The sequence below is a fragment of the Shewanella sp. SM69 genome, from assembly GCF_025653985.1.
GTDB classification, from domain to species: Bacteria; Pseudomonadota; Gammaproteobacteria; order Enterobacterales; family Shewanellaceae; genus Shewanella; species Shewanella oncorhynchi.
The window spans coordinates 226,520-247,101 of the sequence record NZ_JAKKRV010000005.1 but is presented as its reverse complement, the minus strand read 5'-3'; the positions used below and the strand labels follow the sequence as shown (position 1 = coordinate 247,101).

Genomic DNA, 20,582 nt, shown 5'->3' with positions numbered 1-20,582 from the left:
TGGCTACTCTCCGTCCGTTGTATCTATTTTGCGATTTTTCTCAGCCAAATAATTTTTCAAAAAGCCTTCAATCACCCGTGGGTTTTGTCCGTCTTGAATTGCCAATACCGCATCCATAATCAAATTACGATTGAGCATTTCTTCACCCATCCTAAGCGTTAGCTTATCCGCGATAGGGAGACAAACCATGTTAGCAAGCATAGCGCCGTATAATGTGGTTAACAAAGCAACGGCCATCGAAGGACCAATAGATTTAGGATCAGACATGTTTGATAACATGGCCACGAGACCAACGAGTGTACCTATCATCCCCATCGCTGGCCCAACATCACCAAAGGCTCTAAATATGGCAATCCCCGTCCGATGACGTTCTTCCGTTAGAGCGATATCCTTCTCTAGAGCTGCACGCACCACTTCACCATCGTGACCATCGACCAACATATCGACAGCCTTTTGCATAAAAGTATTGGTAATTTGCGCTTCTTCTAATGCCAAAAAACCCCCTTTACGGGCGGCATCAGCCATAGTTACGGACTGTTCAATCAAATCTTCTGGTTTATCAATCTTAAATACAAAGGCTTTCAAAGCAATTTTAACGGCACTAAAAAACTGTTTAAGAGTGAACTTCATCATTACCACGAAGAAGGACCCACCGAACACAATCAGGATCGAGGGCACATCAACGAAAATCATCAAGCCGCCACTGGTCACCATAGCGCCGAGAATAAAACCAAAGGCTCCCACAATTCCGATTATTGTTGCTAAATCCACAACGGCTCCTCAATTTTCGTAATAAACGACATAATACTTACTCTGGGTAAGCAAGAACACTCAGTTATTCTACCGAATAAGATAATCCCACCGACACACATACGAGCCTTGTTTATCCAGTTAAAAATTACCATACAAATGATTATACTATTGTCAGTTATCGGACACACACTAAGCAAGTTTAGCGACAATTTATATTTTCTGGAAAAATTTCAGTAACAAAGCGTGCTATTGAGCAAATATCTTTAGTCTGAATTTGACCCTTACGCCGCCCTGATATACCTTGTGTCCGCTAAATCAAAGGAAACCTGAACGTGGCGAAGAAACCCGAAAATCTTAGTTTTGAAGAATCCCTTGGCGAACTTGAACGCATCGTTGCCGATCTAGAACAAGGCGATATCTCCCTCGATGACGCGTTAAAACAATTTGAACGTGGCATCAATCTCGTTCGAAATAGCCAAGCAAAACTCGAACAAGCCCAACAAAAAGTGGCCATTTTACTGAAACAAGACGAAAATGCGCCCCTATCCCCCTATGCCGTTGAGGGCGAATAAGCGTGTTAGTCAGTACCATTCAAGAATATCAACAACGAGTTGATGATCAATTAAAACAGCGTTTTAGTACGCTTGAAGATACAGCTCCCCAATTAAAAGCCGCTATGACTTACGGTGCCTTATTGGGAGGGAAGCGCATTCGACCGTTCCTCGTATACAGTGTAGGACGCATGTTTGGGGTCGAACTCGAAAAGTTAGATGCTTGCGCCGCAGCCATTGAATGTATCCATGCTTATTCATTAATCCACGACGATTTACCCGCCATGGACGATGACGAGCTCCGCCGTGGCCAGCCGACCGTGCATATTGCCTTTGATGAAGCGACGGCCATTTTAGCGGGGGATGCTCTGCAAACCTTAGCCTTTGAAATTGTCACCGAAGCCGTAGCAGGGATCAGCAGCGAACAACATATTGCTATGGTAAGAGTATTAGCCAAAGCCTCAGGTTATCGTGGTATGTGTGGAGGCCAAGCAATAGACTTAGCCTCGACCGATAAACATATTGATCTTAAAGCATTAACTCAGCTACATAATATGAAAACCGGCGCCCTTATCAGCTGCGCCGTTGAGTTAGCTTTGATCGCCGCAAACGCGCCAAAAGATCAGTATGCTGCTATGATGGATTTTGCTCGTGCGGTCGGACTCGCCTTCCAAGTACAAGACGATATCCTTGACATCGTAGCCACCACCGAAGAGCTAGGTAAACCGCAAGGCTCTGATACTGAATCGAATAAGAGTACGTTTCCACAACTACTTGGACTACAAGGTGCACAAGACACCGCCAAACAACTGATCCAAGAGGCACTATCAGCGCTGGCTAAATTGCCATACAATAGCCAGTTAATTGCAGACTTCGCCCGCTATATCATTGAGCGAAGAATATAATAAGAGTCGAAGTATCTCGCTATGAGTTTGGACATTTCTCAGTTTCCCGTGTTGGCGCAGGCCAACACCCCCAATGAGCTCCGCCAGCTTCCTCAGGCACTTTTACCACAAGTAGCCGATGAACTGCGCGAGTTCCTTCTTAAGTCTGTTGGCATGTCCAGCGGACATTTTGCCTCTGGGCTCGGCACAGTAGAACTCACTGTGGCACTGCACTATGTCTACAATACCCCCTTTGATCGACTGATCTGGGACGTAGGCCATCAAGCCTATCCCCATAAAATTCTCACGGGTCGACGTGACAAGATGCACACCATTCGGCAAAAAGATGGCTTACATCCTTTCCCATGGCGTGAAGAAAGTGAATACGACACTTTCAGCGTTGGCCATTCAGGCACGTCGATTAGCGCCGCGCTGGCGATGGCGATAGCTGCAGAAAAAGAACAAGCAGGTCGTAAAGTTGTCGCTGTGATCGGCGATGGCGCTATGACTGGCGGCATGGTGTTTGAAGCCATGAACCACGCGGGCGACTTGCACAATGACATGCTCGTGGTACTGAACGACAACGAAATGTCGATTTCAGAAAATGTCGGCGCCCTCAATAATCATTTAGCACAACTGATGTCAGGCCGTTTCTACACCACACTGCGCGAAGGCGGCAAAAAAGTGTTGAAAGGTATGCCAGTCATCAAAGAAATGGCCAAGCGCACTGAGGAACACCTCAAAGGTATGGTCGTTCCTGGCACTCTATTTGAAGAGTTAGGTTTCAACTACATAGGTCCTATCGATGGCCACGACGTAGACGCTCTGGTCGAGACCATGCGCAATATGCGTAATCTGAAAGGTCCACAGGTGCTGCACATCATGACCAAAAAAGGTCGTGGTTATGAACCTGCTGAAAAAGATCCTATCGGTTGGCATGCTGTGCCTAAGTTTGACCCATCACTCTTTAAAAAGCCGGCCACCAAACCCGGTTTACCGACTTTTTCTCAAGTCTTCGGTAAATGGTTGTGCGACATTGCCGAACAAGATGAGAAAGTGTTAGCGATTACTCCTGCTATGCGTGAGGGTTCTGGCATGGTGGAGTTTTCCCAGCGCTTCCCGAAACAATATTTTGATGCAGCGATTGCCGAGCAGCATGCAGTCACCTTAGCGGCGGGTTTTGCCTGCGAAGGTTTCAAGCCTGTCGTCGCGATTTACTCGACTTTCCTGCAACGCGCCTATGATCAGCTTATTCACGATGTCGCACTACAACAATTGCCCGTGTTATTTGCCATTGACCGTGGCGGTATCGTCGGTGCCGATGGTCCAACCCACCAAGGTGCATTCGATTTAAGTTTTATGCGTTGTATCCCTAATATGGTGATCATGGCGCCGTCCGATGAAAACGAATGTCGTCAAATGCTCTACACTGGCTATTGCTATGATGCGGGCCCAAGCGCGGTGCGTTACCCAAGAGGTAGTGCCACGGGAGCGATGCAAGTCGAGTCCATGACTGCGTTGCCAATTGGTAAAGGTGTCATTAAGCGCATCGGTAAGCGTATTGCCATACTTAACTTTGGTACCTTGCTCGCATCGGCATTAACCGCTGCCGAAAGCTTAGATGCGACGGTTGTCGATATGCGCTTTGTGAAACCACTTGATGTTGATTTGGTAAAAGAAATGGCACTAACCCATGAAGTGTTAGTCACTGTGGAGGAAAATGCCATTATAGGCGGTGCGGGTGCCGGAGTGCTTGAACAGCTTCAAAAGCTAAAAATGCCTAAAGCCGTACTCCAAATTGGTTTGCCAGACGAGTTCATTAAACATGGCTCGCCAGAGGAAGTCATCCACGACTTGCAACTGGATGCCGAAGGCATACTGGCGCAAATCAATGCTTATCTAGCGCAATAGGCTGAACTTGCTTATCTCGTTAAGACGCTAAATGTTATCAATAAAAATTCCGCCCATAAAAAAAGGACTGCAATTGCAGTCCTTTTTTGTTGCTGTCTTTATATAACCGCGGCTGATCCAATAAAGCTTAAGCTTCGATATCTATCGTTGCGCTTTCTTGGTTAGGGCCACCCTGTGACACCATTACCATAGCAGGGCGCAGCAAGCGACTGTTCAGCTCATAACCCTTTTGCATCACCAACATCACAGTGTTCGCAGGGAACTCGGCGCTTGGCTGCATGCCAATCGCTTGATGTTGATCAGGGTTAAATGACTGACCTTGTGGATCAATTTGCTTAACACCAAATTTAGCCACCGCAGTGAGTAAGCTTTTTTGAGTTAACTCAACACCTTGATAAATCGCTTTCGTCGCTTCATCTTCTGGGTTTGTACCCATTAGCGCGCGCTCCATGTTATCAAGCACAGGCAAAAGCTCATTGGCGAACTTTTCCAAGGCAAACTTGTTCGCCTTTTCCACATCCATTGCGGCACGACGACGAATGTTATCGACCTCGGCTGCGGCGCGGATGACTGAATCCTTCTGCTCTTCAACTTTCGCCAAAGCTTCAGCGAGTAACTGTTCCAGCTCTTCAATACGGAAATTGGCCTGGGTAAGCTCATCGATCAGACTTGCTTCTGCGGTAGATACTTCAGACTCTACACCCTCTTGGATCAGATCCTGTTCTGCTTTAATCGATTCGTTGCTCATTTTCACTCCAGCTAAAAATGCTTTGTTTCTGAAATACTCTGGGCATATTATGGGGATCAATTTTGACGTTTCAAGGCCTAAGGCCAGATCTAGCATAAATATGACCACAAAGTTTCATACTATCGGCCTTATCGGCAAACCTCACCACCAAGGGACCAACCAAACCTTAAAGCGTCTGCATTATTGGCTGACAATGCAGGGCTTTGAAGTCTTAGTGGAAGAGCGTGTTGCTACCGAATTAGGACCCAATATCATAGCGGTTGATTTACTAGAAATTGGCGCGCGTTGCGACTTAGCCATAGTCGTCGGTGGTGACGGTAACATGCTCGGCGCGGCAAGGGTATTAGCCCGCTTCGATTTAGGCGTGATTGGGGTTAACCGCGGCAATTTAGGCTTTTTAACCGATCTGCCGCCCGATGCCTTCGAAGAGGCGCTCGCCAAGGTACTCGATGGAGAGTTCGATACCGAGCATAGATTCTTACTCGAAGCCGAAGTCTATCGCCACGGTATGCTCAAGGCGAGCAACACCGCCGTCAACGAAGCCGTACTCCATCCGGGTAAAATTGCCCACATGATTGAGTTTGAGGTCTATATTGACGATCAGTTCATGTACAGCCAACGTGCCGACGGCATGATAGTGTCAACGCCTACCGGTTCAACGGCCTACGCCCTCTCCGCTGGCGGCGCTATTCTGACGCCTAATTTACAGGCCCTAATCTTAGTACCTATGTTCCCGCACACTTTGTCGTGCCGCCCGATTGTTGTCGATGCGTGCAGCACCATAAAAATGGTTGTATCACCTGAAAATGGCGAAAACCTCGAAGTCAGCTGTGATGGCCACGTGCATTTAGCCGTGTTACCCGGCGATGAAATCATAGTGCGCCGCAGCTCTGAACGTTTACGGCTTATTCATCCTAAAGGACACAACTATTTCCACGTGCTGCGGACCAAATTAGGCTGGGGCAGCAAGTTGTTTTAAGTCTGTATCTGTTGGCTAAATCACCAATAAAAGAGACATATCACGTCTCTTTTTTATTTTGTAAATTTAACCTAAAAGGTTGCCATTAAAGCCTTATCTTTTCCCCTGCACAGTCTTTGGTGAACTTTTTAGCACCTCTCACAAACGGCTGGTATTCACATTAATGACGTTTAAGCATTAATGACACTAACCAGTTTGATAAAAGTTCAAACAGTATTTTTTAGTTTTGTTACTTAAAATTTCTGCTTCAATTTCACCCTGTTCTCTCAATTTCCCCTCTTAACCCATTAGAAGCGGTCACTTTTTATTTCAACTTTTATGTTGTTCTCTCAATATACTTGAATATTTTGGCTGGCTGTTCGCTCAAATAAATTGAAATTAAATTAAATAATGGTTATTAAATTTCATATTAAAGTAAAATTCATTAAGTGATATCCATCACAATAAAATCCCACCATTTTAAAAGGTGCTCTAGATCACTATAAAAAACCATTCCAAAATGGACATATTAGGCAAGCATTACAATAGCTTGATGAAAATAGAAGTAAATGAGTTAATCCAGCCACAACAATCTATGCGACCTTAATCACACCTTAAAAATGACTGAAAAAACCAATAACAGACTATTAATGAAATAAATGGATCAGTTAATTGCAATAATGATGATGAATATGAGTGATAGCTCTACTTTTAATAACCAGAAAAACAACAAATTTAATTTAATATAACCAAAGTAGATATACACCCAGCAGTCTAAGTGATCATTGTCACATATAAGAAAATCCCCCGAGAGAAGCACCCCGCAGCACTGTAAATTAGCATTTCATATAACAGCCAAGATGATCTAGATCATATTAGTCAAGCTCACAATAGCGTCTAGTACACAACACAGAATGTCGAGACCGTAAGTACTTGCAGTATTAACTGCTGATTTATTGGTCTGGGAAGTCGACATGAAGGCAGATGAAAAATCCTAATATCAATAATAAGACAGACCACTTTATGAAGAGGCAAGCATGACAATACTTCAACTCCTCGCTAGCTTGACGCCAGTGCTCAGTGTAATGCTATTTCTAGTGTTACTCAGAATGCCTGCATCTAAGGCTATGCCTATCTCCATGATAATCACAGCGCTCGCCGCCGTGTTTATTTGGCAAATGGATACCACATTACTGGCGGCATCGGTCCTCGAAGGACTGCTCTCAGCCATCACACCGTTAACCATCATTTTTGGTGCCGTATTCCTACTCAATACCCTGAAATACTCAGGTGCCATGGACACTATCCGTGCTGGGTTTACTAACATCAGTGCCGATGCCCGTGTACAAGTCATCATCATCTGTTGGTTATTCGGTGCCTTTATTGAAGGTAGTGCTGGTTTTGGTACTCCCGCAGCCATTGGCGCACCACTACTGGTATTGCTTGGTGTACCACCCGTTGCCGCAGCTGTCGTGGCTTTGATTGCAGACTCTGCCTGTGTATCCTTCGGTGCGATTGGTCTACCCGTACTTTTTGGGATGGAACAAGGTCTGATCCAAGGTGGCGTGAGCATGGCGGCGGAGCAATTTGCTGCCCATGGCGGTAACTATGCTGGTTATGCTCGATATATCGTCATGCATATGATCACTATCGATTTAATCACAGGTTCATTAATTCCTCTCGTAATGGTGACCATGCTGACAGGATTCTTTGGTCGCAATAAATCCTTTAAGGAAGGCTTAGCAATTTGGAAATTTGCGATTTTCTCAGGTCTTGCCTTTACCGTCCCCGCATGGATCATCAACTACCTTGCAGGCCCAGAATTCCCTTCGGTTATCGGTTCACTGATCGGTATGGCCTTAGTGATCCCCGTTGCGCGTAAAGGCTACTTACTGCCTAAAACGCCATGGAATGATTTCGCAGAGAATGACAGTCAAGAAAGCGGAAAAGTCGAAACAACGGCTAAGTTTTCCCAAATTGCCGCTTGGACACCTTACATCATCATGGCTGCGCTTTTGGTACTGTCGCGTACAGTGGCACCGTTAAAAGCATGGTTATCAAGCTTTAACATCAGCTGGACAGGCCTAATGGGCACTGAGCTTAAAGCCAGCTTCGCAACCTTATATGCACCAGGTGCCTTCTTTGTTGCCGTGTGTATTCTAGGTTTCTTCCTGTTCAAAATGAAAAGCCCTGCGATTCAGCAAACGGTCGGTGTTTCATGTAAGTCCATGTTGCCAACCATTATTTCATTAGGCGCATCAGTGCCTATGGTAAAAATCTTCTTAAACTCAGGCGCGAATGGTGCAGGTCTTGCCTCAATGCCTGTCGCTTTAGCGGATATGTTGGCAGGTTCCATGGGCGCAGTGTGGGCTTGGATGGCACCTATCGTGGGGATTTTTGGTGCCTTCTTATCGGGTTCAGCCACTTTCTCAAACATGATGTTCTCCAGCCTTCAATACAGCGTGGCCGACAATATTGGCATGAACCACACACTGGTATTGGCACTACAAGGTATCGGTGCAAACGCCGGTAACATGATGTGCGTAATGAACGTGGTTGCCGCTGCAACGGTAGTGGGTATGGCAGGTAGAGAATCAGAAATTATCCGTAAAACAATGCCTGTTGCCATTGGTTATGCCTTACTGGCGGGCACAATAGCTACCCTGTGGGGTGGATTCTAAGCCGTTTTATTTTATTGAATGCCCGAAGTCACTCCCAGTGACTTCGGCTTTAATCTATTAATAAAGAGAGTGATGCTATGTCGATTAACTATAAACTGGTCATCGATGATCTAAGAACGCAATTAGGTGATCATCCCGTGACGGATGATCCCGTTCGCCGTTTTGCCTGGTCCACCGATGCAAGCTACTTCAGGATAGTCCCAGAAGTGGTTGTCCATGCAGAAACCCTAGAACAGGTAAAGCTCACATTAGCCGTTGCCCGTAAGCATGATGCACCAGTCACGTTTAGGGCCGCTGGAACCAGTTTATCTGGCCAAGCTATCGGTGAAGGTATTTTGTTGATCCTTGGCCATGATGGTTTTAGAAAGATTGAAGTCAGTAGCGATGCCAAACAGATCACCTTAGGTGCTGCTGTCATTGGTTCCGACGCTAACGCCGTACTCGCGCCGCTTAACCGCAAAATTGGTCCCGATCCCGCCACCATAGGCTCCGCCAAAATTGGTGGTATTGTGGCAAACAATGCTTCGGGAATGTGCTGTGGTACTGCGCAAAACAGTTACCAAACTATCGCTTCCGCGAAACTTCTTTTTGCAGATGGTACTGAACTCGATACAGGCTGTGAAAAATCAAAAGCTGCCTTTGTTAAATCCCATGGAAAAATACTAGATGCGCTGACAGAACTGTCGCACATGACTCGTCATAACACAGTGTTAGCGGACAGAATTCGTAAAAAGTATTCCATTAAAAATACCACCGGCTACGGCATCAATTCGTTACTCGATTTTACCGACCCATTTGACATCATCAACCACTTAATGGTGGGGATGGAAGGCACCTTAGCTTTTATTAATGAAGTCACTTATCACACAGTGAATGAAGCTAAATTTAAAGCCTCAGCTATGGCCGTATTCCATAATATGGAAGATGCCGCACGAGCCATACCACTGATAAACGGTGAAAGCGTTTCTGCTGCTGAACTCCTTGATTGGCCATCAATCAAAGCAGTAACGGGCAAGCCTGGCATGCCAGATTGGTTATCAGAATTGCCGGCCCTATCCGCTATTCTACTGATAGAATCCCGTGCTGATGACGACAAAACCTTAGAAAATTATACTCAAGATGTCACCGCGAAACTCGCCGGTTTTGACTTTATCCGCCCAATGGAATTTAGTACTAATCCAGCGGTTTATGACAAATACTGGGCAATGCGCAAAGGCTTGTTCCCGATTGTAGGTGGTGAGCGTCCAAAGGGAACCTCAGTAATCATCGAAGACGTGGCCTTTGAACTAGAGCACCTTGCTGCTGCGGCGCACGATATCACTGAGCTTTTCCATAAACATGGTTACCCTGAAGGCTGTATTTATGGCCATGCTCTTGCGGGGAACTTCCACTTTATTATCACCCCCACCTTCTCGACTCAAGCCGATATCGATCGTTTCCATGCCTTTATGGATGATATTGCCGACATGGTGATTAACAAGTACGACGGTTCAATGAAAGCCGAGCATGGTACTGGCCGTGCTGTCGCGCCGTTCGTCGAAAAAGAATGGGGACAAGATGCTTACACTTTGATGAAGAGCATCAAACAAGTATTTGATCCACAGGGTATTCTAAACCCAGGCGTTATTCTTAACGACGATAGCAATGTCCACGTTAAAAACATCAAGCCCTGCCCTGTGGTCGATGATTTTGTTGATAAATGTATCGAATGTGGTTTCTGTGAAAAAACCTGCCCAACATCGGCACTCAACTTCTCACCTCGTCAACGTATTGCGACTCTGCGTGAAATCGAACGTTTAGAACAATCCGGTGATAAAGCCGCAGCAGCAGAAATGCGCGCCGCCGCTAAATACGATGTAGTTGATACCTGTGCCGCCTGCCAGCTTTGTACTATTGCTTGCCCAGTGGATAACAGCATGGGCCAACTGGTGCGTAAACTGCGCACGCCGTACATCAGCACTACTGAACAAAAAGTCTTAGATTTCCAAGCCAAACACTTTGGCGCAGTTAACCAAGTTATCAGTTCAGGTTTTGACATGCTTGGCGTGATCCACAAGATCACTGGCGATAACATTACCAGTGCCCTAATGAAAACCGGCCGTTTGATTTCAAAAGAAGTGCCTTATTGGAACCCAGATTTCCCGAAAGGCGGCAAATTGCCAAAACCATCCCCCGCTAAAGTTGGCCAAGAAACAGTGGTTTACTTCCCAGCCTGCGGCGGCAGAACCTTTGGTCCGACGCCAAAAGATCCCGATAACCGCACTTTGCCAGAGGTGGTTGTCACGCTGCTGGAACGTGCTGGCTATAACGTCATCACGCCAGAAAAAACCCGCGATTTATGTTGCGGCCAGATGTGGGAATCTAAGGGCGACTTTAAAAACGCCGATGCCAAACGCCAAGAACTTATCGATGCAGTGAGCAAGATGACCAATGGTGGCAAGCTGCCAGTAATCGTCGATGCCTTGTCTTGCACCTACCGCACTTTGTCAGGTAATCCAAAAGTACAAATTATCGACTTAGTTGAGTTTATGCACGACAAGCTACTGACTAAGCTCAACATCAGCAAAAAAGTCAATGTGGCACTGCACTTAGGTTGTAGCGCACGCAAGATGAAACTTGAACCTAAGATGCAAGCAATCGCCGATGCCTGCTCTGCACAAGTGCTCAAACCTGCGGGAATTGACTGCTGCGGTTACGCGGGTGAAAAAGGCTTGTATAAGCCTGAAATCAACGCCAGCGCACTGCGTAATATTAAAAAGCTCATTCCTGTCGAAATTAAGGAAGGCTATTACGCCAACCGTATGTGCGAAGTCGGTTTGACCCAACACAGCGGCATTTCCTACCGCCACTTAGCTTATCTGCTCGAAGAGTGCAGCCGCTAATCTGGTATGACAGTAGTAAACAACGGGGCTATTTTTTGCCCCGTTTGTTTATATAAGCGAACTATTCTCATTTATTTGTCATTAAGTATTTTTTGAGAATTTCAAACCTGAATAAATACATTTTAAAATCAATGTAATCATCAAGTTAAAATATTCTCATTTTTGAAAAAATCTACAAGCTCATTTACTAAATTAGGGCTACTTATTCCGCTAAGATAGGCCTATATTTGATCAACTACCTTAGCATTAGTGTGGATATTGGGTCACACTGCAAGGCAATGTCGTTCACTAACAAGAAAGAGAAAACACAATGAAAATCGCCCTTTTCATCCCGTGTCTAGTCAATCAAATGATGCCAGAGGTCGCGATTGCCACCTTGGAATTATTAGAGAAACTCGGGCACCAAGTGATTCTACCCGCGGGTCAAACATGCTGTGGCCAGCCGATGACAAACTCGGGTTGCTTCGATGCAGCACGCAGTACCACCCTTAAATTGCTCAACGCCTTTAAAGGAGTGGAATGCGACGCTATTGTTTGCCCTGCCGCCTCTTGTTTAGTGGCCGCTAAAGAAAACTTCCACGAGTTTGATAGCAGCCCAGAAGCACAAGCTGTGATCAACAAACTCTATGAACTCACAGAGTTTTTACACGATATCGCGCCGATTCCCGCCTTTACCAAGCCCTTCGCGCACAAGGTAAGCCTGCAACTAAGTTGCCATGGCATTCGCATGTTAAGCCTTGCCACCCCAAGTGAGCAAATGGGACCAAGATTCAACAAAGTCGAAGCTGTATTGGCCAATATTGCAGGCATAGACATAGTGTATCCAGACCGCCGTGACGAATGCTGCGGCTTTGGTGGCACCTTCGCCGTCGATGAAGGCGCAGTGTCGGCCAAAATGGGCAAAGACAAAGCCCACGCCCACGCCGCAACGGGTGCTGAGTATGTGGTGGGTTTTGATCCCTCATGCCTGTTGCACCTCGATGGCATGATCCGCAGACAGCAATTGCCGATTGAAATTCGCCACATAGCGCAAGTGCTAAACACCGCGCTCTAGGAGACTCACCATGGCTTACAATCATAATCACGGGGCTAATGGCTCCCAAGTCCATGCCCATAAAGCCGATATTTTTTGCCGCGACGAAACCCGTGTCGACTGGCATTCAAAAGCGCTGTGGATGCTCAGAGAAAAACGCGACCGCGCCGCGGGTAGCATCCCAGAATGGGAACAACTGCGCCAACTTGGCTCAGAAATTAAGCTCCACACGCTAACCCATCTTGCTCAATATCTTGAAACCTTTGAACAAAACTGTATCGCCAACGGCATACAAGTCCATTGGGCGAAAGATGGCGCAGAGCACAATCGTATCGTGCATGACATTTTATCCCGCCATAAAGTCAAAAAGTTGGTGAAGTCTAAGTCTATGCTGACCGAGGAATGTCACCTCAATCCGTACTTAGAACAACGTGGCATTGAAGTCATAGACACCGACTTAGGTGAGCGGATTATTCAGCTCGCCAAAATGCCACCATCACACATAGTCGTGCCCGCTATCCATATGAAAAAGGAAGAAGTCGGCGAACTCTTCCATGAGAAACTCGGCACTAAAGCAGGGGCAGCCGATCCCTTGTATTTAACCCGCGCCGCCCGTGCCCACCTGCGTGAACAGTTCCTTAGCGCCGATGCCGCGATGACAGGCGTGAACATGGCGATTGCCGATAAAGGCGCCGTGGTGGTCTGCACGAACGAAGGCAACGCCGACATGGGTGCTAACCTGCCTAAGTTGCAGTTGCATTCAATGGGCATCGACAAAGTGGTGCCCGATATCGATAGCGCAGCCGTCTTGCTACGCACACTGGCGCGCAACGCCACAGGCCAACCTGTCACGACTTATAGCGCCTTTTACCGTGGCCCACAGCCCAAAGGTGAGATGCACATTATTATCGTCGACAATGGCCGCACTGAGATGCTCAAGGATAAAATCCTCGCAGAATCATTGAAATGTATTCGTTGTGGTGGTTGCCTCAATACCTGTCCTGTGTATCGTCGCTCCGGCGGTTACAGCTACAACTACACTATCCCTGGCCCAATTGGTATCGCAGTGGGCGCTAAGATTGATGACACGAACTCGATTGCCTGGGCCTGTACCTTGTGTGGCAGCTGTACCTATATCTGTCCGACTAAGGTACCGCTCGATAAGATTATTTTCCACCACAGACGCCTTAAGGCTGAAGCCGGAAAACTCCCCTATGGCAAAAACAGTTACATGCCATTAGTGGGTAAATTTATGGCAAGCGAAACCATGCTTAACTGCTCTATGAGTGTGGCGAGAACTGCGCTGCGCATTCTACCGGGTAGTCTGTTAAAACCCTTTAGCGGTGCATGGGGTAAATACCGTGAACTGCCCGTTGCCCCGAACTCCAGCTTCGAAGCTTGGTTTAAGAAACACAGGAGCCTATAAGATGTCTAGTAAACTTGAAATTCTCAATGCGCTCAAACTGTCGGCCTTAACAAATCATCCTATGCCAAGCATAGATGTGACGCCAAGAGTCGAAAATCTCGTCGGCCAGTTCGAGACCAACCTCAATACTGTCGCGGGTACGCTGCATAAAGAAGGTGGCATCAAAGCCCTGCAAGCCAAAGTCAATGAACTTATCGCCCAAGGGTTACAGGTCATCTCCCTTGTAGAGGGTGTCACGGCAAACCGTGAAATGCCACCCACTGCCCACGAGCTCAAAAACATAGATTATGCAGTGATCCCAGGTGACATTGGCGTTGCCGAAAACGGTGCCATTTGGGTTAACAATAAGAATCTAGGCCACAGAGTGACACCTTTTATCTGTGAAAACCTGATCTTAGCCCTGCCAACGAATAAGATTGTGCCGACCCTACATCAGGCAGCTAAAGAAATCACGTTAGCCTCAGGTGAGTTCGGGGTATTTATCGCGGGTCCATCAAAAACCGCCGATATCGAACAAGCCCTCGTCGTCGGCGCCCACGGCGCCTGCAGCTTGAACGTGTATTTGCTCTAATGCCTCGAGATTTAATGTAACCAAGAAAATTCAAAGGTTATGGAATAATCGAAACACAAAAGCCGCCTTCATTAGCGGCTTTCTTATTGAGACTCGCTGAATGATATTTGATTTGTAGGCTGATAAACCACTAACACAGCTTACTAATTAACGTTTATTGACTAACAGTTTACAGGCTTGCCATGGCATTCGTTCGCCGACTTGGTGAATAGAAACCTAGGGCCTCTAAGCTTATGAACGAGAGCCATGGTCGTTCTCATGCATCCCTGCATTGCACGACATTCAGGCGTCCTGCCTATCAGATGGCGAACTGGTAGTTAAACGCGGATGTTGTTCAAGTAAATCAGTGGATGCAGGAGGGTCGTCCCGTCCTGCTCTTTGATGAACGGCGCCGTCCCTAACATTTATCTGCATACGTTAGTGAACACTTAAATATAAATCCAACATTAAGATGTTGATTTAAATTGTGATATCACTACGTTCTAAGGCAATCGTTAGTGATAAGCAGGAGATCTTTATCAAGTCGCTTTAACCACGTGCGATAGCGCACATACTGAGGATACCTTGGTAGTATCCTCGACTCGGTTGGCTGTATTCTCGACTATGTCCATTAGGCATTTATAGTAAAGGTGAGTAAATGAACGAGGTATTACTACAAATAAAGGCACTCACCAATGGTGATCCTTTGTTGACGGCTGTCATTGTTGGAGTATTGACATTAACGTTAATTGGACTCGTAGGCTATATGCTAAAAGAAGTCCCCACGAAGCTGTTAAGTTGTCTAAGTAGTCTGCTGTTTGTGCGGCTCACTATAGACGATAGTCATCAGGCGCGCACAGAGGTATTCAATAAACTGTCCTTTTTGATCAGTAATACTACTATTCCGTTTTTTTCACGCTCTATCTCTGAGGCTGTGTACTATGACTATAGTGTGAGTTACGACGGGCGTGTCAGTGTTAAGTCTATCGGCTACGGTATGCACCTGTTTAAATACGGTGGTTGTTTCATGTTGGCTACCCGATCTAAGGTCGATAGTACGATGGCATACGATACTATTACTGTAAGTGCACCATGGTGGGCAAAAGATAAACTATACAGTTTTTTAGAACATACTCGTGGAGACATCTCTACAGAGCCAAAAGTGAATATTTTCGAAGAAACCGAATGGTGTCGCTATGGCACATTGAAATCATCGGGTTTTATTGAATTAGTGCTAGATGAAGGGTTTAAGCAGGAGTTGATGAGGGAAGTTGATAACTTCGCCAGTAGGGGAAAATCGGTTGTAAGTAAGCTAACCATACTGTTACATGGCAAAACGGGTACAGGTAAGACGGGTATAGCGAGAGCCTTAGCGGTTGAGTATCATCGCGATCTTTACATATTGAATCTATCGACTGTAAATGATGCCACTATTCATAAGGCGATTAGAAAAGTACCGCCCGGAGCTATGTTGTTAATAGAGGACTGTGACTGTGTAAAGGCTACGGTATCACGAACTGCTGAAAGCAATGTAGATAACCCACCACTCACTTTAGGTGGCGTTCTAAACGCGTTAGACGGAATCATTCCTCTTGATGACTGCCTTGTAATAATGACCACAAATCATCCTGATAATCTTGACCCAGCGTTGATACGTAAAGGTCGTGTAGATGTCAGTATTGAAGTACCACTTATCAGTGCAAAACAAGTTAATGAAGACTACTTTGAGCGTTTTGGCGCAGTTCTTAATAGAACTGAGCCATTGTTAGGTTGTGAAGTCTATGAACTCCATCGCAGAGCGAACTTAAGATATGGTGTGTGTTGTAAGCCAGTGTAGATGCTCTGGATTCAACAAACCATGAGGTCATGATAGCCATGAATAACAATAAACTGATCGTCTTCAATTAGTGGTAACTGGCCGAGTTGCTGTAATCTGATTTTTAATTCAGCAAGCAGAAATACATTGTCATCCGCCAAACCGGCGGGAAAAACGGTTTTCGCAATTCTAATCGCGTTAATGGATTTATAGCGAATACACCTTTGCACAAAAAGACAATCAGTAGCCATGATCTCGGATAACACTTGATTTGAGGCTTCATAATCGAGAGGAAAGTCCTCTTCACCGACCAACTGTAGTTGCAAATACAAAGGACGAGAAGCTAACAGCGTCATACATTCGCGCCATTTAGTATTATTCATCATAGAACTCATAATGTTAAATTGCTTTTTTACCCCTGATGATTAACAAGTTACCTTTGGTGTTTAACAGCCCGTATAGGGATTAAAAATGGTAGCGAATAAAGTAAGCCGCTTAAAGTAATGGGCTAGACGTAAACTCGTTTAGTACATCTTCTGAGGTTGACTCATATTCAACCACCAGTTTATGGGGTGTAAGCCGATACACTCTCACCTCAATATTCCCTCGCACAGCATAAATTAAAGCGCCGCCATAGGTTGTTTCAGGCCCAAGATCTCCTGCTGGAACTTGCTCGGCGGCGCCAATATACAGGCACCCTGACAATACTGTTAAGTTTGCAGAGAGATAATTCGAATTGAGCCCAGCCTCACCTAGCTTACGGAAAATTTCAACCTCATAACAGCCATCGGCGCCAAGTCCTACGAATAGCACATGACCTTGATTGATTTCCAAAATTTCGTCACTCGGCACAGACCACCAATCAGCCGTATCTTCACAGCGATGAGTTAATGCCGCGGGATCAAATATCGCCATTGTGGCGGTATCTGTGTCAAACCGAGTTGTTGTATAGGGTTTACTCATCATCCTTGCCCACTAACAGAAATGATTCTGACTACCTGTTTTATCCTTGATAACTCCAAACCTAAAATAGAAAAATCGCCATAATTTTAGGCCGTTACTACCACTTACTTACAACAATCCTTTACATAAAGGCTTTGGTGAACGCTTCTTTCGACTGGCGAATGTAATTACGTGCGCTTTTTGCGTGCTGCTCCCACACGGCGCGATCGCTAGGATCGGTAAAGGGGTTTTGCTCGGCGGCAATTGAGCGCTCAAATTTGTCGTAGAAGGTCAGCATGACCGAAGTGATCTGATTAAAACGTTCCTTGAACTCTTGAAATTCATCAATCTTCTCAGTGGTTTTAATCATGTACTGCACTAACTCTGCATTGCTGTTCGAAGCCAATAGCGCCTCAGCTTTAGCACTGATATTGGCACTCGCCTCGGCAATCACCAGCGCGCGTGCCTGCTCGTCTTTACTCATCACTCGGCTGTAATTTTCAGGTGTGCGGGCAATACTGGCATGCTGTAAGTAACTGCGCAGATGCTTATCGAGATCCTTACGGAAATTATCTAAGTTCTTCTGCATACTGACTAAATCATTGTCAAGTGCAGTGACTTGTTGCAGTTCTTTTTCGATTTCAGACATAAACCGTTCGGCCTGCTGATAAATTTTCAGGCCATTTTCTTCAGCAAACTTTTTATCACTACGGCTTAAGTCACTGTTGTCATAATTAGAGCGATCAAAAGTCGCAGCTAAGAATGACTTAAAGGGTTCGGCAAAGGCGGAATACGCACCGGCACTAACCACGTTTAAGGTGGCAGTAGCCAAGTCACCAAAGGGTTTCACCATAGAGCCTAAACGCGCCTGTTGGAGAGGTGATGCCACACGTTTAGCGTCAGTTAAAACCGACCTAAAGGTGTTATATCCCATAGGGTTAGACATTTTATTGCGTTCAGACGTCGCCAACACAAAGGTGATACTTGAATAAATAGCATTCGAGTACTCGAGGTATTGTCTTTGGCTCTCTAGCTGGGCGGCATAATTTTTACCTAAAGTACGAAATGACTCAGACTGCACTTCGTAATTCTTGTCAGCTTTCAGCTTATCTAAAATCCCGCCGATAATTTTCTGCTCATTTTTTTGCAGGGCCATATCAAGGCGAATTTTACCTAAGCTCAAATCGTCCAAACTGATAGGGCCATTAATGGCCTCAATATCAAGACGGATATATTGGCGACTCGGATCATCAATAGACACTCGGTGTGCTAAATATTCGTTAGCCCCAGGGGTGATATCGATTAAAGCAACATGCTGCCACTGGGCATCGAGCTTTAATACCGGAGAGGTCAATACATTGATTCGATATTGGGTTTGAGTATTCTGGGTTTTGACCCAAAACTCTAATAGACCCGCTTCAGAAATAGGATACTTACTGACGATACTGCTATTGCCTTCGACGCAAAGCAGCGCACTTTCACCTGTGTGAGGTTCAGCGCCTTCAAATTGACAACCCATGATCCACGACCAAGGTTGAGATAAACGATTGCCTTCGAAGTCGCTGGCAAACACTAACTCATTCTCTTTGGCACTGGCATTAACTGTCGTTAACACGCCAAGCAACAGCATGGAAATGACTGCAGTGGTGCGCATAAGGGCCTCATAAAACATAAATTACTAAAATCAACGAGCGAGTCATTCGGCTCAATACCCAGTCATATCAACAATCAATCGACCCAAAAGCCTAAGCGAACTCAGTCTGTTAATTGAGGGCTATAGCCTCGGCTCAACAGCACACTTGGATAAGTCATTTTTGATTGCAGATTAAACCAGCGAAATGTACCAGAGGCCATCATCCCACGCTAGCCCTAAGTCATGTTTAACGACGAAAGATATGCAGGCAATTACAATCGGGGCCATTAATCGCCCCAATTGTAAAATTTACGTAAAACTAAACACTTATGCCACAGCTACAGGTTACTTGCCTCGCCCCTTGTCTTCTCAATATATCAGGCGAAACCAATACAACCCAAAGCAAGGATTAATGCAGACGTGCCTCGACTCGCTTCATGGCGTAAAACATCCATATCGTCAAGATAGTGCTACAGGTCGCGAGCGACACCCACACACCAATCACGCCGAACGCCCATGCAAAGCAGTAGATGATCGCAGCGATAAGAATAAGCTTAGCGCCCGTCAGCATAGAAGCTTGTTTCGAACAGTTAATAGCTTGGAAGAAACTCGCACCGACTAAGATTAAGCCTTCCATAGGCAAGCCCCAAAAATACCAGCGCATACCTTCAATCGCCACTGGTGTTAAATTCGGATTATCACCGGCAAACAAATACACTAACCATTCAGGGCGAGAATAAATCAGCGCTAAACCTAAAGCTGCGGTGAGTAACGTCATACCAAAGGCAATATTGCGCGCTTGTTTAACCCTATCGAAACGCCCAGCTCCCGCGTTGAAGCTATAAATAGGTTGAGTTCCAAGCGCAATGCCCTCAAAAATCAGATAGAAAAACGCTTCGGTGTAACTCACCACACCATAGGCGGCCACATGTAATGGGCCGCCAACCCACAAAAAAGCCGTATTATGCAGGGTTAACACTATCGACAAATAGAGATTCATCAAAAAGCTGGGGAAACCAACGCGGGCTATATTAAGGCAATTATCGAGCTTGAGCTTCATCTGCTCAAAAGTGATTTTAAGCTGAGTGTGCGGACTGAAAAAATGCTGCAAACACAAAAGCCCCGTTACCGCCTGCGACAACATAGTCGCAATCGCTGCACCTGCTAAACCAAAGGGGAAAACCACAATAAACAGCCAGTCTAAGAAAGTGTTTAATACACCACCCAAAATCAGTACCCAAGTCACCATGGATGGCCTGCCATCATTACGCAGCAGTGTGGTGAAGGTCATTGAAATTATGGGAAAATGACACAGTGCAAAATACCAGAATAAGTATTCGTTAGCATTTTCGAGCATCTCACCTTGCGCCCCAAGGGCAACCAAAATATCTCGCGAGAATATCCCACCAACAAGGGCAAAAAAGCATCCCGTTAATAAACATAACGTAAAGGCATTACCCAGTAGTTTACGGGCCTTGACTACATTACCTTGGCCAAGATTGATTGACACTAATGCCGCGCTACCCATACCTATCATGGCGCCAATAGCGTATAAAATCGCGCCTACAGGGTAAGCTAGCATCATCCCCGCTAGCCCTGTTTCACCTAAATAGTGGCCAACAAAGATGCCATCAATTGTCACATATACGCCCGTGACCAACATAGAGGCTATGGTGGGTATGGTATAGCGCCAAAAAAGCTTCGCAATCGGCTCCTCGAGCAAGCTCATATCCGCAGAAGCATGATTAGATGTTGTTGCTGTCATTAGCGTTTCTCACAAAAAGGGGGGCTAGAGTCGTATCTATCTAGAAAAA

Annotated in this window: 16 protein-coding genes; 10 read left to right on the top strand and 6 right to left on the bottom strand. The window is 45.8% G+C overall.

The window, feature by feature from the left end:
* Positions 1-3: 3 nt before the first annotated feature.
* Positions 4-771 carry a flagellar motor protein PomA gene (gene pomA, locus L5M37_RS09720; protein WP_131522982.1) on the bottom strand — a complete coding sequence of 256 codons (768 nt, stop codon included), beginning with the start codon at positions 769-771 and terminating at the stop codon, positions 4-6.
* 314 nt (positions 772-1,085) lie between these two features.
* On the opposite strand from pomA, the gene xseB reads away from it, so the two are divergent.
* Genes xseB through dxs form a run of 3 tightly spaced genes read left to right on the top strand, consistent with a single transcriptional unit; the run spans position 1,086 to position 4,099 of the window.
* Positions 1,086-1,325, top strand: a complete 240-nt coding sequence (gene xseB / locus L5M37_RS09715) for an exodeoxyribonuclease VII small subunit (protein ID WP_006080884.1) — start codon at positions 1,086-1,088, stop codon at positions 1,323-1,325.
* 2 nt (positions 1,326-1,327) lie between these two features.
* Complete coding sequence (gene ispA, locus L5M37_RS09710) at positions 1,328-2,209, top strand: (2E,6E)-farnesyl diphosphate synthase (RefSeq protein WP_113941026.1); 882 nt, start codon at positions 1,328-1,330, stop codon at positions 2,207-2,209.
* Positions 2,210-2,230: 21 nt separating this feature from the next.
* Complete coding sequence (gene dxs / locus L5M37_RS09705) at positions 2,231-4,099, top strand: 1-deoxy-D-xylulose-5-phosphate synthase (protein WP_105249771.1); 1,869 nt, start codon at positions 2,231-2,233, stop codon at positions 4,097-4,099.
* Between the two features lie 127 nt (positions 4,100-4,226).
* Here the strand turns inward: dxs and grpE are convergent, their stop codons facing one another.
* Positions 4,227-4,847, bottom strand: a complete 621-nt coding sequence (gene grpE, locus L5M37_RS09700; protein ID WP_028760692.1) for a nucleotide exchange factor GrpE — start codon at positions 4,845-4,847, stop codon at positions 4,227-4,229.
* A gap of 100 nt (positions 4,848-4,947) precedes the next feature.
* Here grpE and nadK point away from each other — a divergent pair, with 100 nt between their 5' ends.
* The 7 genes from nadK (at position 4,948) to L5M37_RS09665 (ending at position 16,214) form a co-directional block, all read left to right on the top strand.
* Entirely contained in the window at positions 4,948-5,826 is an 879-nt protein-coding gene (gene nadK / locus L5M37_RS09695) for an NAD(+) kinase (RefSeq protein WP_081729057.1), read from the top strand.
* Between the two features lie 1,016 nt (positions 5,827-6,842).
* A complete protein-coding gene (locus L5M37_RS09690; RefSeq protein ID WP_049821741.1) occupies positions 6,843-8,486 on the top strand; it encodes an L-lactate permease in 1,644 nt (547 codons plus the stop codon).
* A gap of 77 nt (positions 8,487-8,563) precedes the next feature.
* Entirely contained in the window at positions 8,564-11,368 is a 2,805-nt protein-coding gene (locus L5M37_RS09685; protein ID WP_113941023.1) for an FAD-binding and (Fe-S)-binding domain-containing protein, read from the top strand.
* A gap of 310 nt (positions 11,369-11,678) precedes the next feature.
* The gene (locus L5M37_RS09680) at positions 11,679-12,422 is read left to right on the top strand and encodes a (Fe-S)-binding protein (protein WP_263200281.1); all 744 of its coding nucleotides are present in this window, start codon (positions 11,679-11,681) and stop codon (positions 12,420-12,422) included.
* 10 nt (positions 12,423-12,432) lie between these two features.
* The gene (locus tag L5M37_RS09675) at positions 12,433-13,827 is read left to right on the top strand and encodes a lactate utilization protein B (RefSeq protein ID WP_263200279.1); all 1,395 of its coding nucleotides are present in this window, start codon (positions 12,433-12,435) and stop codon (positions 13,825-13,827) included.
* Between the two features lies 1 nt (position 13,828).
* Positions 13,829-14,398 (top strand): lactate utilization protein C, encoded by a 570-nt coding sequence (locus L5M37_RS09670; RefSeq protein WP_263200278.1) that lies wholly within the window; start codon positions 13,829-13,831, stop codon positions 14,396-14,398.
* 637 nt (positions 14,399-15,035) lie between these two features.
* Entirely contained in the window at positions 15,036-16,214 is a 1,179-nt protein-coding gene (locus L5M37_RS09665; protein WP_263200276.1) for an AAA family ATPase, read from the top strand.
* Between the two features lie 11 nt (positions 16,215-16,225).
* Here the strand turns inward: L5M37_RS09665 and L5M37_RS09660 are convergent, their stop codons facing one another.
* From L5M37_RS09660 to L5M37_RS09645, 4 genes are all read right to left on the bottom strand, one after another.
* Positions 16,226-16,579, bottom strand: coding sequence for a hypothetical protein (locus L5M37_RS09660; RefSeq protein ID WP_263200274.1), 354 nt, complete (start codon positions 16,577-16,579; stop codon positions 16,226-16,228).
* A 109-nt stretch (positions 16,580-16,688) separates the two neighbouring features.
* Positions 16,689-17,156: a DUF6386 family protein gene (locus L5M37_RS09655; protein ID WP_251071031.1), complete on the bottom strand. Its 468-nt coding sequence runs from the start codon at positions 17,154-17,156 to the stop codon at positions 16,689-16,691.
* Positions 17,157-17,277: 121 nt separating this feature from the next.
* Positions 17,278-18,789: a hypothetical protein gene (locus tag L5M37_RS09650; protein WP_263200272.1), complete on the bottom strand. Its 1,512-nt coding sequence runs from the start codon at positions 18,787-18,789 to the stop codon at positions 17,278-17,280.
* A 388-nt stretch (positions 18,790-19,177) separates the two neighbouring features.
* Positions 19,178-20,533, bottom strand: a complete 1,356-nt coding sequence (locus L5M37_RS09645) for an MATE family efflux transporter (RefSeq protein ID WP_263200270.1) — start codon at positions 20,531-20,533, stop codon at positions 19,178-19,180.
* Positions 20,534-20,582 lie beyond the last annotated feature (49 nt).

Bases quoted from the DNA above. Each gene is read 5' to 3' on its own strand.
- nadK (WP_081729057.1), top strand. From the start codon at position 4,948: ATGACCACAAAGTTTCATACTATCGGCCTTATCGGCAAACCTCACCAC.
- L5M37_RS09665 (WP_263200276.1), top strand. From the start codon at position 15,036: ATGAACGAGGTATTACTACAAATAAAGGCACTCACCAATGGTGATCCT.
- L5M37_RS09655 (WP_251071031.1), bottom strand. From the start codon at position 17,156: ATGAGTAAACCCTATACAACAACTCGGTTTGACACAGATACCGCCACA.
- L5M37_RS09650 (WP_263200272.1), bottom strand. From the start codon at position 18,789: ATGCGCACCACTGCAGTCATTTCCATGCTGTTGCTTGGCGTGTTAACG.
- L5M37_RS09675 (WP_263200279.1), top strand. From the start codon at position 12,433: ATGGCTTACAATCATAATCACGGGGCTAATGGCTCCCAAGTCCATGCC.
- L5M37_RS09645 (WP_263200270.1), bottom strand. From the start codon at position 20,533: ATGACAGCAACAACATCTAATCATGCTTCTGCGGATATGAGCTTGCTC.
- L5M37_RS09670 (WP_263200278.1), top strand. From the start codon at position 13,829: ATGTCTAGTAAACTTGAAATTCTCAATGCGCTCAAACTGTCGGCCTTA.
- dxs (WP_105249771.1), top strand. From the start codon at position 2,231: ATGAGTTTGGACATTTCTCAGTTTCCCGTGTTGGCGCAGGCCAACACC.
- L5M37_RS09685 (WP_113941023.1), top strand. From the start codon at position 8,564: ATGTCGATTAACTATAAACTGGTCATCGATGATCTAAGAACGCAATTA.
- L5M37_RS09690 (WP_049821741.1), top strand. From the start codon at position 6,843: ATGACAATACTTCAACTCCTCGCTAGCTTGACGCCAGTGCTCAGTGTA.
- L5M37_RS09680 (WP_263200281.1), top strand. From the start codon at position 11,679: ATGAAAATCGCCCTTTTCATCCCGTGTCTAGTCAATCAAATGATGCCA.
- grpE (WP_028760692.1), bottom strand. From the start codon at position 4,847: ATGAGCAACGAATCGATTAAAGCAGAACAGGATCTGATCCAAGAGGGT.
- L5M37_RS09660 (WP_263200274.1), bottom strand. From the start codon at position 16,579: ATGATGAATAATACTAAATGGCGCGAATGTATGACGCTGTTAGCTTCT.